Annotated in this window: 13 protein-coding genes; 9 read left to right on the forward strand and 4 right to left on the reverse strand. The window is 71.5% G+C overall.

Annotated elements, in window-relative coordinates; all coding sequences use genetic code 11:
- Positions 1 to 13: 13 nt before the first annotated feature.
- The 8 genes from ACQYVW_RS13315 to ACQYVW_RS13350 all read left to right on the forward strand — a co-directional run bounded on the left by ACQYVW_RS13315 (position 14) and on the right by ACQYVW_RS13350 (position 7,710).
- The gene (locus ACQYVW_RS13315) at positions 14 to 1,309 is read left to right on the forward strand and encodes an MFS transporter (protein ID WP_434947334.1); all 1,296 of its coding nucleotides are present in this window, start codon (positions 14 to 16) and stop codon (positions 1,307 to 1,309) included.
- Positions 1,310 to 2,077: 768 nt separating this feature from the next.
- Complete coding sequence (locus ACQYVW_RS13320; protein ID WP_434947335.1) at positions 2,078 to 2,539, forward strand: DMT family transporter; 462 nt, start codon at positions 2,078 to 2,080, stop codon at positions 2,537 to 2,539.
- Entirely contained in the window at positions 2,536 to 3,156 is a 621-nt protein-coding gene (locus ACQYVW_RS13325; RefSeq protein WP_434947336.1) for an HD domain-containing protein, read from the forward strand. Before ACQYVW_RS13320 ends, ACQYVW_RS13325 begins: the two co-directional genes overlap by 4 nt.
- Before the next feature lie 42 nt (positions 3,157 to 3,198).
- Positions 3,199 to 3,564, forward strand: a complete 366-nt coding sequence (locus ACQYVW_RS13330) for a DUF6164 family protein (protein WP_434947337.1) — start codon at positions 3,199 to 3,201, stop codon at positions 3,562 to 3,564.
- A 63-nt stretch (positions 3,565 to 3,627) separates the two neighbouring features.
- Complete coding sequence (locus ACQYVW_RS13335) at positions 3,628 to 4,866, forward strand: APC family permease (RefSeq protein WP_434947338.1); 1,239 nt, start codon at positions 3,628 to 3,630, stop codon at positions 4,864 to 4,866.
- Positions 4,867 to 4,963: 97 nt separating this feature from the next.
- A complete protein-coding gene (locus tag ACQYVW_RS13340; RefSeq protein ID WP_434947339.1) occupies positions 4,964 to 6,520 on the forward strand; it encodes a leucyl aminopeptidase in 1,557 nt (518 codons plus the stop codon).
- Between the two features lie 48 nt (positions 6,521 to 6,568).
- Positions 6,569 to 7,324, forward strand: a complete 756-nt coding sequence (locus tag ACQYVW_RS13345; protein ID WP_434947340.1) for a sulfurtransferase — start codon at positions 6,569 to 6,571, stop codon at positions 7,322 to 7,324.
- On the forward strand, positions 7,321 to 7,710 hold the full coding sequence (locus ACQYVW_RS13350; RefSeq protein WP_434947341.1) for a hypothetical protein: 390 nt from the start codon (positions 7,321 to 7,323) through the stop codon (positions 7,708 to 7,710). The genes ACQYVW_RS13345 and ACQYVW_RS13350 overlap by 4 nt, the downstream gene beginning before the upstream one ends.
- Before the next feature lie 3 nt (positions 7,711 to 7,713).
- Here ACQYVW_RS13350 and ACQYVW_RS13355 read toward each other — a convergent pair whose 3' ends face one another.
- On the reverse strand, positions 7,714 to 8,541 hold the full coding sequence (locus tag ACQYVW_RS13355) for a helix-turn-helix domain-containing protein (RefSeq protein WP_434947342.1): 828 nt from the start codon (positions 8,539 to 8,541) through the stop codon (positions 7,714 to 7,716).
- A gap of 110 nt (positions 8,542 to 8,651) precedes the next feature.
- On the opposite strand from ACQYVW_RS13355, the gene ACQYVW_RS13360 reads away from it, so the two are divergent.
- On the forward strand, positions 8,652 to 9,062 hold the full coding sequence (locus ACQYVW_RS13360; RefSeq protein ID WP_434947343.1) for a hypothetical protein: 411 nt from the start codon (positions 8,652 to 8,654) through the stop codon (positions 9,060 to 9,062).
- Between the two features lie 39 nt (positions 9,063 to 9,101).
- On the opposite strand, the gene ACQYVW_RS13365 is transcribed toward ACQYVW_RS13360, so the two are convergent.
- From ACQYVW_RS13365 to ACQYVW_RS13375, 3 genes are all read right to left on the reverse strand, one after another.
- Positions 9,102 to 9,857, reverse strand: a complete 756-nt coding sequence (locus tag ACQYVW_RS13365; protein ID WP_434947344.1) for a type 1 glutamine amidotransferase — start codon at positions 9,855 to 9,857, stop codon at positions 9,102 to 9,104.
- A 199-nt stretch (positions 9,858 to 10,056) separates the two neighbouring features.
- A complete protein-coding gene (locus ACQYVW_RS13370) occupies positions 10,057 to 11,952 on the reverse strand; it encodes a DEAD/DEAH box helicase (protein ID WP_434947345.1) in 1,896 nt (631 codons plus the stop codon).
- A gap of 45 nt (positions 11,953 to 11,997) precedes the next feature.
- Positions 11,998 to 12,663: a GGDEF domain-containing protein gene (locus ACQYVW_RS13375; RefSeq protein ID WP_434947346.1), complete on the reverse strand. Its 666-nt coding sequence runs from the start codon at positions 12,661 to 12,663 to the stop codon at positions 11,998 to 12,000.
- Between the last annotated feature and the right edge of the window lie 470 nt (positions 12,664 to 13,133).

Consider the following 13,133-nt stretch of genomic DNA (forward strand, 5'->3'; position numbering starts at 1 on the left):
GGAGCACCGCCGCGTGACTGCGGCGGTGCAGGCATCCGGTGCGTACGCCACCGGCGCGGCCAAGCGGCGCGTGCTGCTCGCCAGCCTGGTCGGCACCACGATCGAGTTCTTCGATTTCTACATCTACGCCACTGCCGCGGTGCTGGTGTTCCCGCAGCTGTTCTTCCCTCCGGGCGATCCGGCGACGGCGACGCTGCAGTCGTTCGCCACGTTCGCGCTGGCCTTCATTGCGCGCCCGTTCGGCTCGGCGCTGTTCGGGCATTTCGGCGATCGCGTCGGCCGCAAGGCGACCCTGGTCGCGGCGCTGCTGACGATGGGCGTGTCGACGGTCGTCATCGGCCTGCTGCCGACCTATGCGCAGGTGGGCATCGCCGCGCCGCTGCTGCTGGCGCTGTGCCGGCTCGGGCAGGGCGTGGGCCTGGGTGGCGAGTGGGGCGGGGCGGTGCTGCTGGCCACGGAGAATGCGCCGCCGGGCAGGCACGCCTGGTACGGCATGTTCCCGCAGCTGGGCGCGCCGATCGGTTTCCTGCTGTCGACCGGCGTGTTTCTGGCGCTCACCCACTGGATGAGCGACACGGCCTTTCTCGCCTGGGGGTGGCGCATCCCGTTCCTGGCCAGCGCCGTGCTGGTGATGGTCGGACTGTGGGTACGGCTGCGCATCGCCGAGACACCGGACTTCCAGCGCACGCTCGAACGTGAGGAGCGGGTGCGGCTGCCGATGGTGAGCGTGGTACGCGAGCATCCCTTCGCCTTGGTCAGCGGAACGCTGGCGCTGGTCGCGACCTTCGTGCTGTTCTACCTGATGACGGTGTTCGCGCTGAGCTGGGGCACATCCAGGCTCGGGTACTCGCGCGAGCACTTCCTGCTGCTGCAGATGCTGGGCGTGCTGTTTTTCGCGCTGACGATTCCGCTCTCTGCGCTGTACGCCGACCGGTTCGGAAGGCGCAACGCGATGATCGCCGCGACGGTGCTGATTATCGGTTTCGGTTTCGCGTTCGCGCCTCTACTGGAATCCGGCAGCGACTGGGGCGTGTTGGCGTTCCTGGCGTTGGGCTTGGGCGCGATGGGGCTCACCTATGGACCCTGCGGGACGATCCTGGCCGAGATGTTCCCCACTGCGGTGCGATACACGGGCGCATCGCTGGCGTTCAACCTGGCCGGCATCCTTGGCGCATCGCCGGCGCCCTATATCGCGACGCGGCTCGGGGAGCGCTACGGGCTGGCGTCGGTGGGCTGGTATCTCGCGGCGATGGGTGTGCTGACCCTGCTGGCGCTGCTGGTGGTGCGGCGGAATCCGCTGGCGAGGTAGGCGGGGAGGGGTCCTGCGCGAGCGCATGCGGGAACAGCCTGGGGTCTCGCCTTTGGACGGGGCCGCGGCAGGCGGGGGTATCGCGGCCGGCTCGGTCGCACATCCATGTGCGACTCGCCGGCGCGGCCATCCATGGCCGCTCCCGCAATACCCCCGCCTGCCGCGGCCCTTGCGGCCTTCTGTTCCGCTGCTTCGTTGGTGCCCGATCATCTGGATTGCCGACGGCGGAGTGGGCGTCTGGCATCCGCAAGCTGGCTCGCAGCAAGGATTGAAGTCGCGGGATGTTCGGGCGGTGACGGTGGGTCGTGATTGAGCGCAGGCCGACCCCAACGAAGTCGCGAATCAAAGTCCGTAAGTCGAAGCCGCAAGACCAAGGTGTAGGTCAAAGCTGCAGGGCAAAGCAGCAAGGCCAAGCAGGTCAAGCAGCAAGGCCAGGCAGCAACGCCAAGCGGGTCTCCGTTGCCGGAGGCCGGATCCCGAAGCAGCGAGGCCGTGACGCCCCGAGGGGGAGGTGACGCAAGTGGCACATGGATGTGCCACGGCCGCGAGTGCGGACAAGGAGGTCTGCCCGAGCGGTGCGTCACCTCCCCCTCGGGGCGTCACGGCCTCTTCCGAAGCCGCGCTCTCGCACCCGCGCTGGCTCATCGAAACAGCAACGACGGCCGCGCAACGCCAGAACTGCTGCCTGCAGCGGCTCCCAGGTGTTCACGTCGCAAATTCACCGCCCGGCACTAGACTGGCCGTGGTTTGCCGAACCAAGGACATCACGTGAAAGCCTGGGCCACGCTCGGCATCGTCGTCGCCATCGCCGTTGGCGCATTGCTGCCGCTGCAGGCGCTGATCAATGCGCGCCTGGGGGCGCTGACGCATGGTGCGCTGTATGCGTCGTTCGTCTCGTTCCTGGTCGGCACCTGTCTGCTGGGGGCGATGCTGGTGGTCACCCGCACGCCGCTGCTGCCCGCGCAGGCACTTGCCAGCCTGCCGGCCTGGATCTGGACCGGCGGCGTGATCGGGGCCAGCCTGGTCCTGGTCGCCACCCTGCTGGTGCCGAAGCTCGGCGCCGGTGCGCTGATCTGCCTGATCGTGCTGGGGCAACTGCTGGGATCGCTGCTGCTGGATTATTTCGGGGTACTGGGCGCGCAGCGGCCGGCGGATGCGCTCCGGATCGGGGGTGCCCTGCTGGTGATCGTCGGGGCCGCCCTCGTGGTGCGGCCGTGGCAGCCGGGATGAGCGGCCAGGAGGCGTTGTCGCCGGGCCAGCTGCACGCGCTGGAAGTGGCCTACGCCACGCCGCCGCGTGCCTATCATGACTTCAGCCACGTGGCCGAGGTACTGCGTCATTTCGATGCGGTGGCGGCCGGGCCGGGCTGGGTGCAGCCGCTCGAGGTGCGCCTTGCCGTCCTGTACCACGACGCGGTGTACGAGCCCGGGCAGAAGGACAACGAGGCGCGATCGGCGGCGTTCGCGATCGAGGAGATCGCGCGCTGGATGCCGGCCGCGGGAGTGGAGGCCGCGCGGGTGGCCGAGCTGATCGAGCTCACGGCGAGGCATGGCCAGTACCGCCCGGAGGATTTCGGCAAGACCGCGGTGGCCGACGATACCCGCCATTTCCTGGATTGCGACATGGCCATCCTCGGCGCGGATCCGCCCATGTTCGACGCCTACGATCGTGCGATCGCGGCCGAGTACCGCGGCCACGTGCCGGGCTGGCTGTTTCGGATCAACCGCCGCCGCTTCCTCAAGTCGCTGCTGGCCAAGCCGCGGATCTTCCTCAGCGATTTCTTCCACGAGCGCTTCGACGCGCAGGCGCGCAGCAACCTGCGCCGCGCCGTGACCAGCAAGCGCTGAGTGCCGTAGGGGCGGCCGCCCCGGAACGGCTATGATCGGCCGATGGCGAAACTGCTGCTCAACCTGCGCAATGTCCCGGATGACGAAGCCGACGATGTCCGCGCGTTCCTGGACGCGGCGAAGATCGCGTACTACGAGACCCGGCCCGGCCCGCTCGGGATTTCCGCGGGCGGCATCTGGGTACGCGAGGACGATGCGGTGCCCCAGGCCAAGCGCCTGATGGCCGACTACCAGCGCGAGCGCGCCATCCGCATCCGCGCCGAACACGCGCGCGCCGAACGCGAGGGCACCGCCGAAACTTTTGCCGACATCGCCCGCGCCCAGCCGCTGCGGGTGGCGCTGACCGTGCTGGCCATCCTGCTGCTGGTGGGGCTGATGGCGCTGCCGGCGATCCTGATCGGACGCTGACGGGTGGCGGCCGGCGCGGCTGGCCCACTGGTGCGCGGGATCGGGCGCGGCAGCATGGTCGCGTTGTTCATCAACGCCGTGGTCGGTGCCGGAATCTTCGGCCTGCCCGCGCGCGTGCACGAATTGCTGGGGCCCTGGGCGCTGCTGGCCTACGTGGCCTGCGCCCTGCTGGTGCTGATGGTGGTGCTGTGCTTCGCCGAGGCCGGCAGCCGCTTCGAGCAGACCGGGGGGCCGTATCTGTATGCCAGCGTCGCGTTCGGACCGGTGGTCGGGTTCCAGGTCGGCTGGCTGGTATGGCTGACGCGCGTGACCGCATTCGCGGCGCTGTGCAACCTGTTGATCGATTATCTCGGCCACCTGTGGCCGGCGCTTGCGAGCGGAGGCGGGCGAGTCGCCGTCGCGACCCTGGCCACGCTGGCCATCGCCGCGGTCAACCTGCGCGGCGTGCGGACCGCCGCCCTGGTGGCGAACACGTTCACCGTCGCCAAGCTGGTGCCGCTGCTGCTGTTCGTGGCGGTCGGGCTGTTCTTCATCGAGCCTGCGCGCTACCTGCCGGAGCACGCGCCCTCGGCGGACGACTTCTCGGCCGCGATCCTGCTGCTGGTGTTCGCCTTCACCGGGTTCGAAACCGCGACCGTGCCGGCCGGCGAGGTGCGCGATCCGCGGCGGACGCTGCCGTTCGCGATCCTGGTGTCGATGGCGGTGATCGTGCCGCTGTACCTGCTGATCCAGCTGGTCGCCATCGGCACGCTGCCGGGCCTGGCGTCTTCGAGCGCGCCGCTGGCCGATGCGGCCGGACGCTTCGCCGGAAGCCTCGGCGCGGGCGTGGTCGTGGTCGGCGCCCTGGTCTCGATCTCCGGCACGCTGAACGGGCTGGTGCTGGCGGCGCCACGGCTGCTGTACGCGATGGCCGAGCGGGGACAGCTGCCGGCGCCGCTGGCCCGCACCCACGCGCGGTTCCACACGCCGCACTGGGCCATCGCGACGACCGCGGCCTGCATGCTCGCGATCACGCTGTCGGGTTCGTTCCTGACTGCGGTCGCGCTGAGCACGATCACCCGCCTGCTGGCCTATGCGGCGACCTGCATCGCGGTGCCCGTGCTCAGGCGCCGCGACGGCGAGGGCATCGGCACTGCCGCGTTCCGCGTGCCGGCCGCGCCCTGGGTGGTGGGCGGTGCGCTGCTGGTGATCGGCTGGCTGCTGCTGCAGGCCAGCGCCGTGGAGCTGCGCAACGTGGCCCTGGCCATGCTCGCGGGGGCGGCACTGATGGCGGGCGCCCGCGCGTTGGCGCGCCGCGCATGACTTTCGGCATGCCCGATGACGCGAGGGCGCGGGGTAAGGTCCGGGGCCCGGTGGCGCAATGCTCCGGTTCCCTCCGACCTTTGCCCCGGGGCATTCGATGTCCAGACCGTTTGCGTTCCTGCTTTCCCTGACCCTGGCCGCGACCTGGCCCGCCACCGCGCTGGCCCAGCGCAGCCTGTCCTTCGATGCGCACGCGGTGCCGGAGCAGGGCACCGTCGCCATCGCCGTGGCCGAGGGCCTGCCCGAGGGCGGCAGCTTCGCCGCGATCGACGCGCGCAGCGGCGGGGCACTGCGTCGCGCCGCGCAGGCGGACGGATTCAAGGGCAAGGCCGACAGCCTGCTCGATCTGCGCGGCTTTGCCGGCTATGACCGGTTGCTGGTGCTGGGCACGGGGAAGGAGGCGCTGACGGCCGAAGCGCTGCAGGATGCCGGCGGCCGGGTCTCGCGCGCCGTGGCGCAGGCCAAGGCACCGCGCGTGGACCTGGTCTGGGATGGGCGCGAGGCCGATGCCGCATCGCACCTGGCTTTCGGCGCCGCGCTCGGCCAGTACCGCTTCGACAAGTACCGTTCGCGCAAGGACGAGGGCGAGGAAGCCCAGGTCGGCAAGGGCGAACTGGTGATCCGCACCGCCGCCGGCGCCGCGGCGGCCTCGCACTGGACGGCCCAGTGGAAGCCGGTGGCCGACGCGGTGGCGTTCGCGCGCGACCTGTCGACCGAGCCGGGCAATGCGCTGTGGCCGGAAGAATTCGTGGCTCGGGTACGCGCCGCCGCCTCCGGGCTGCCGCTGCGCATCGAGGTGCTCGACGTACCGGCGATGCAGAAGCTCGGCATGGGCGGCATCCTGGCCGTGGGCCAGGGCAGCGCGCGTCCGCCGCGGCTGCTGGTGGTGCGGTACGACGGCGGCGCCGCGGGCGAGGCGCCGCTGGCCTTCGTCGGCAAGGGCATCACCTTCGACAGCGGCGGCCTGTCGATCAAGCCCACGACCAACATGTGGCAGATGAAGGCCGACATGACCGGTGCCGCCAGCGTGGTGTCCACCGTGATCGGGCTGGCCGGGCGCAAGGCGCCGGTGAACGTGGTGGCGGTGGCTGCGCTGGCCGAGAACATGCCCTCGGGCAGCGCCGCGCGTCCGGGCGACGTGATCCGCACCGCCTCGGGCAAGACCTTCGAGATCATGAGCACCGACGCCGAGGGGCGCATGGTGCTGACCGATGCGCTGTGGTACGTGCAGCAACAGGACCGGCCGAAGCTGGTCGTCGACGTGGCCACGCTCACCGGTGCGATCGTGTCGGCCCTGGGCGGCGACTACGCCGGCCTGTTCGCGCGCGACGACGCGCTGGCCGCGCAGTTGCTCGCTTCCGGCGAGGCCAGCGGCGAGCAGCTGTGGCGGATGCCGCTGCTCGACGAATACGGCAAGCGGCTGAAGTCGCCGATCGCCGACCTGCGCAACGGTGGCGGCTCGCCCGGTGCCGGGGCGGGCGCGTATTTCATCGGCGAGTGGGTCGACCGCACGCTGCCCTGGGCGCACCTGGACATCGCCGGCGCCGACTGGGCCTCGAGCGCGGAGCCGACCGTGCCCGAAGGCGCCACCGGCTTCGGCGTGCGCCTGCTCGACCGCTTCGTGCGCGACCACTTCGAGGCCGCGCGCGAGTAGGACGGCCGTGCCGCCGGACCTGCGCGGACGGCGGCATACAATGGCGGCATGATCCGCAACATCGCCGCCTACCGTTTCGTCGAGATCCAGGACCCGCCGGCGCTGGCCGCCGGCGTGCGCAGCTGGGCCGAGGCCGCCTGCCTGCGCGGCACGGTGCTGGTCGCCCCCGAAGGCATCAACCTGTTCCTGGCGGGGGCCGATGCCGGCATCGAGGAGTTCCTGCGCCAGTTGCGCAGCGACACGCGTCTGGCCGCGATCGAGGTCAAGGACAGCTGGAGTCGGGCACTTCCGTTCGCGCGGCTCAAGGTCAAGCTCAAGCGCGAGATCATCAGCTTCCGCCGCGAGGACGCCTCGCCCCTGCGTGGTCGCGCGCCGGCCGTATCGCCCGCCGACCTGGCCCGCTGGCGCGCGCAGGGCCATGACGACGAGGGGCGGCGCGTGGTGATGCTGGACACGCGCAACCGCGAGGAAACCGCGCACGGCGCCTTCGCCGGCGCGCTGTGCCTGCCGATCGACAATTTCACCGAGCTGCCCGCGGCGCTGGCGGCGCATCGCGACGCGCTGGCCGATGCCACGGTGGTCAGCTACTGCACCGGCGGCATCCGCTGCGAGAAGGCGGCCCTGTGGATACGCGCCAGCGGCATGGACAACGTGCTGCAGCTCGAGGGCGGCATCCTCGGCTATTTCGAGGCGGTCGGCGGCGCGGGCTACGAGGGCCGCTGCTTCGTATTCGACGAGCGCGTGGCGCTGGATCCGGCGCTGCGTCCGCTGGTGGACGACGGCGCGCAGGCCCAGGCCGCATGAGCTGGATCGGCCTGGTCCTGCTGCTGGTCGGCGCGTACCTGGCCTACAAGCTGGTCGGCGCCCTGCTGAAGCTGCTGATGTTCGTGCTGGCGCTGGTGGGCGCGTACTGGTTCCTGGCGCCGCACATGGGCTGGCCCAGCGTGTCGGAGCTGTTCTACGTGCTGGGGCCGGATTTCGGCGGGCGCCGCATCGAGGAGGTGCTGCAGCCGGGGGAGATCGCGGGCGAGGTCACCGGCCGCGTCGTCGACGGCGTGGTCGAGCGGATCCTGGCGCCGTCGCCCGAGCCGCCGCCCGAGCCGGCGAACGTGCAACCGCTGCCCGAGCCCGCGCCTGTCGATGCCCTCGAGGCGCCGGTCCGGGACGACGAGGGCGTGCGGGTCCGCTGAATCTCAGGACGCCGCGGGCGGTCCGTCCGGCATCGCAGCGAGCGCTGCCCGCAGCCGCTCGCCGGTGGTGGCGTCCGCGGGGAAGAAGGATTCGATCGCCAGTTCCGAAAGGGTCACCTCCACCGGCGTGCCGAACACCGTGGTCGTGCTCAGGAACGACAGTTCGCCCAGCGCGGTACGCAGGCGCAGCGGCACCACCACCGCGCCCGGATCCCCGTCGCCGTCGCCGTCGTGGCTGGGCGCAGGATAGGCGGCGAGCTCCTCGCGCAGCGCCTGCAGCGTGGCGTCGCCAGTGGCCTCGACCTGCTGTCCCAGCCGGTGCAGCAGGTGCGCGCGCCACTGGCCCAGGTTGGCGATGCGCGGGGCCACGCCCTGTGGATGCAGGCTCAGGCGCAGCACGTTGACCGGCGGCGCGAGCAGTTCCGGCGCCACGCCCTCCAGCAGCGGCGCCAGGGCGCGGTTCGCGGCCTGGAGGTTCCAGTGCCGGTCCACCGCGAGGGCGGGGTAGGGTTCGTGCCCGCGCAGCACCAGATCGATCGCGTGGCGCGCCTGCGCCAGCGATGGATCGTCGATCCGGCGTTCGCTGTACACCGGCGCGTAGCCGGCGGCGATGAACAATGCGTTGCGCTCGCGCAGCGGCACCTCGAGCCGGTCCGACAATCGCAGCAACATGGCGCGGCTGGGCACCGAGCGTCCGGTCTCGACGAAGCTCAGGTGGCGCGGCGAGATGTCGGCCAGGCCGGCGAGGTCGAGCTGCGACAGGCGACGGCGCTGGCGCCAGTCGCGCAGCTGGTCGCCGACGTTGCGTATGCGGGCGGAGGTCGTGTGCATGTCCGACACGATAGCCGCTGCCGGGTCCGCGCGAACTTACCCTCCAGGTAATCGCGCGGATGACGCGGGGCGTTCAGCATCGGCCCCGTCATCCAACCGGGAGTACCGCCATGAACCTGCGCCAGCGCTTTGCCCATCCCCGTTTCCTGCCGCGGCTGCTGCTGGTCGACGCGGCCGCCAGCGGCGCCACTGCCGTGCTGCTGGTCGCCGCCGCCGACCTGCTGGCGCCGGTGCTGCAGCTGCCCGCCGGCCTGCTGCGGGGCGCGGGGGTGGCGCTGCTGCCCTTCGTCGCCCTGGTGTACGGGCTCTCGCGCCAGGCCGCGCCCGCGCGCGGGGCGGTGGCGGCCGTGGTCGCGGTCAACTTCGCCTGGGTCGCGGCCAGTGCATGGGTCGCTTTCGGCGGCAACTGGCAGCCGAGCGTGGCCGGGATCGCCTTCGTGCTGGCGCAGGCGCTGGCGGTGCTGGCGTTCGCCGACCTGGGCTGGATCGGACTGCGCGCAACGCGCGCCGCGACGGCCTGAACGGCGCTGGCCCCGGAGCGCGCTGCGCCGCCGGGGCCTTCAGCCGAACTCGCGCGAGGGCAGCGCGATACGCCGCTGCGGACGCCCGACCAGATCCAGGAAGTTGTTGAACACCGCGTCTGCGCGCTCCTGCATGCCGGCGATGTATTCGCGGGTGTGGGCCCGGATCGCGACTTCGTCGTGCAGGCCTTCGCGCCGCTCGAGTTCGGCACGGTAGCCGGGCGTCGCCAGCCAGCGCTCGATCAGGGGCTCGTCCATTTCCAGATGGAACTGGAACCCGTAGGCCTTCTCGCCCCAGCGGAAGGCCTGCTGCTCGCAAGTCTCGCTGCTGGCCAGGTGGACCGCGCTGCGCGGGATCTCGAAGTGCTGGCCATGCCACTGGAACACGGGCGCCTCTTCGCCGAGCGGAGCCAGCACCGGGTCGCTGCGCCCGGCCTCGGTAGCGCGCAGGCGATACCAGCCGATCTCGGGCACGCGGTGGCGCCGGACCGGCGCACCCAGCGCGTGCGCCAGCAGCTGCGCGCCCAGGCAGATGCCGAGCACCGGCTTGCCCTGGCCGAGCATCCGCTCGATCGCGCGCAGTTCGGTGCGCAGGTGCGGGCGGCTGGCCTGGTCCTCGACGTTCATCGGCCCGCCCAGGACCACCAGGCCGCGGTAGCGGTCGACGTTCGGTTCGGCCTCGGGCTCACGGTCGAAATTGACGAAGCGGATGCGGTGGCCGCGGCGCCGGATCAGCGGGTCGAGCGTGCCCAGCGGCTCGGCCGCCACGTGCTGGAAGACGAGGATGCGGGACATGCCGCGATTCTAGGGACGATCGGCCCGCGCATGCGACGGTTGCGGCTGTGACGCTCGCGACGCCATGACGGAGCCGCGTGCTGTCGGTCCGGCCTGGGCGCTCGGCGACCGCGCCGATCCCCGGCCTGCTGCCCCGACATGAACATGGTCGCGGGCAGCGCTGGGCGAAGGGGCCCGGACAAGGTCGGCAGTCGGGTGGTCAGTCGCGGCGGCCGCGCGGGGCCGGCCTCGGACCGCGCGGTCCGGCGGTCTTGCCGGGCGGCTTGCCACCGGGTCGCGGGCCGGGACGACCGCGCGGCGGGCCGCGTCCCTCGTCGTCGGCGCGGCGCATGCGCAGCTGCTGGCCCGAGACCCAGACCTTCTTCAGGTGCTCCAGCACCTCGCGCGGCATGCCCTGCGGCAGGTCGACCAGGCTATGGTCGTCGCGGATGTCGATGCGGCCGATGTAGCGGCTTTCCAGGTCGGCCTCGTTGGCGATGGCGCCGACGATGTTGCCTGGCTGCACGCCATGCATGTGGCCGACCTCGATACGGAAAGTTTCCATCGGGAACGCGGGATCGCCTTCCGCGCGCCCGGTGCGCGCGGGGCGTTCGCGCTGCGGTCGCGCAGGCGGCGCATGCTGGTCGTCGAACAGGGCTTCGCCTTCGTTGCGCGTCGGCCGGCCCGCGGCGTGCGGCACGGGCGCGGCCGGGATCGCGTCGGCCTCGCGCTCGCGCCGCTCGATGCGCTCGCGCGGGCCGCGGCCCTCGTCGCGATCGCGACGCGCGGGCGGCGCGGCGATCAGCAGCGGCGTATCGCCCTGCACCACGCGCGCCAGCGCCGCCGCGATCTCGGCGGCAGGCACGTTGTGCTCGCGCTCGTAGCGCTCCACCAGGTCGCGGTACAGCGCCAGGTCCGGGCTGTCGAGCGCGCCGGTGATGCGGTCCATGAACTTGCCCATGCGGCGCTCGTTCACGGTTTCCACGCTCGGCAGCTGCATCGGCTCGATCTTCTGCCGCGTGGCGCGCTCGATGGCGCCCAGCATGCCGCGCTCGCGCGGCGCCGCGAACAGGATCGCCTCGCCGCTGCGTCCGGCGCGGCCGGTGCGGCCGATCCGGTGCACGTAGCTCTCGGTGTCGTAGGGAATGTCGTAGTTCAGCACGTGGCTGATGCGCTCCACGTCCAGCCCGCGCGCGGCCACGTCGGTGGCCACCAGGATGTCGATGCGGCCGTCCTTGAGCTGCTGGATGGTCTTCTCGCGCTGCTTCTGGTCGAGGTCGCCATTGATCGCGGCGGCGGCGAAGCCGCGCGCGGCCAGCCGGTCGGCCAGCTCCTGCGTGCCCAGCTTGGTGCGCGCGAAGATGATCATCGCGTCGAAAGACTCGGCCTCGAGGATGCGCGTGAGCGCATCGAGCTTGTTGGTGCCGCTGACCATCCACACGCGCTGGCGGATGTTGGCCGCGGTGGTGGTCTGCGACTTGATCGCGACCTCCACCGGGTCCTTGAGGTAGGTCTGGGCGATGCGCTTGATCTGGTGCGGCATGGTCGCCGAGAACAGCGCCACCTGGCGCGTTTCCGGGGTCTTCTTCAGCACCGCCTCGACGTCGTCGATGAAGCCCATGCGCAGCATCTCGTCGGCTTCGTCGAGCACCAGGGTGCGCAGTTCCGACAGGTCCAGCGAACCGCGCTCGAGGTGGTCGATCACCCGCCCGGGCGTGCCCACGATCACCTGGACGCCGCGCTTGAGCGCCGAGAACTGCTGGCCGTAGCCCTGGCCGCCGTAGATCGGCAGGACATGGAAGCCCGGCAGGTGGGTGGCGTACTTCTGGAAGGCCTCGGCCACCTGGATGGCCAGCTCGCGCGTGGGGGCCAGCACCAGCACCTGCGGCTTGCGCGAGGCCGGATCGAGCCGCGCCAGCGCCGGGATGGCGAACGCCGCGGTCTTGCCGGTGCCGGTCTGGGCCTGGCCCAGTACGTCGCGTCCCGCCAGCAGCGGCGGGATGGTGGCCGCCTGGATCGGCGAGGGGGATTCGTAACCGACGTCGCCCAGGGCCCGCAGCAGGGGCTCGGAAAGCTGGAAGTCGGAAAAGGACACGGAGGGCGTTTCGGCGCTCATGGGCAGGTATCGCGCCGATGGCGCCACGCTTGGGGGCTGCCGATTCTACCCCCCGGAGACCGCGTCCGCACTGAACGGCGCGGCATGCGCGCCCGCGCGCAGCACCAGGTTGCGGCCGCGGCGCTTGGCTTCCAGCATCGCCGCGTCCGCACGCGCCACCGCCGATTCCAGCGTCTCGCCGACCCGGCAGGCGGCCACGCCGCAGCTCACACTGGCCGAAACCGGGCCGGGAAGGGCGGCGATCGCGTGCCGGATCCGCTCCGCACAGGCATAGGCGGCCTCCTCGGATGCGTCCGGCAGCAGGGCCAGGAATTCCTCGCCGCCGACGCGCGCGAGCATCTCTCCGGCCTGGCACTGTTCGCGCAGGGTCTTGGCGACCGTGCGCAGCAGCGCGTCGCCCACGGCGTGGCCGTGCGTGTCGTTGGCGCGCTTGAAGTGGTCGAGGTCGAAGTAGACCACCGCGATCGGCCGGCCCTCGCGTATGGCACGCTCGAAGGCACGGGCCGCGCGGGTTTCCCAGCCCTCGCGGTTGAGCAGTCCGGTCAGCGAGTCGATGTGAATGCGCGAGAGCAGGCGCCGGCGCAACTGGAACACGTCCAGCGAGGTATCCAGCCACACCCGCCGATAGCCCAGGCCGATCCCGATGCCGACCACCGTGTAGGCGGCGTAGGCGAGGAACAGCGCCGGGTCGGCGCCCTGGAGTTCCAGCATCACGAACAGCGGGCAGGGAAAACACGACGATCACCATCGCCGCCGTGGCCCGGTGCAGGGCGAACGGCAGGATGATGATGGTGGTCAGCACCGCCGCGACATGGGTGAGGCTCATGCGTTCGGGTTCGGCCAGCGTGGTCGTCGCGATCCCGGCGCTGAACACGCAGGCGTAGGCGACCAGCGCGGCCTCGCGCCAGTGCGCACGCAGCCGCGCCCGCATCAGCAAGGCCATGGCGATGAGAAGGGAGAACAGCAGCAGCCGCCGCGGCAGGCTGTCCATCGCCAGCTCGGGGGTGACCGCGTAGTCGCGGGTCCATCCGATCAGGAACAGCAGCGGCAGGCCAAAGGTCAGCGCCGTGCGGCTGGCGGCAGTGCTGCGGTAGGCGTAGGTGAAGAAGCTGCGCCGCTCCCCGCGCGCCAGGCCGGCCACGTTGCCGTCCAGCACCTGCTTCCAGCCCGTCGACATGGCC

The organism is Luteimonas campi, from assembly GCF_051162505.1.
Lineage (GTDB): Bacteria > Pseudomonadota > Gammaproteobacteria > Xanthomonadales > Xanthomonadaceae > Luteimonas.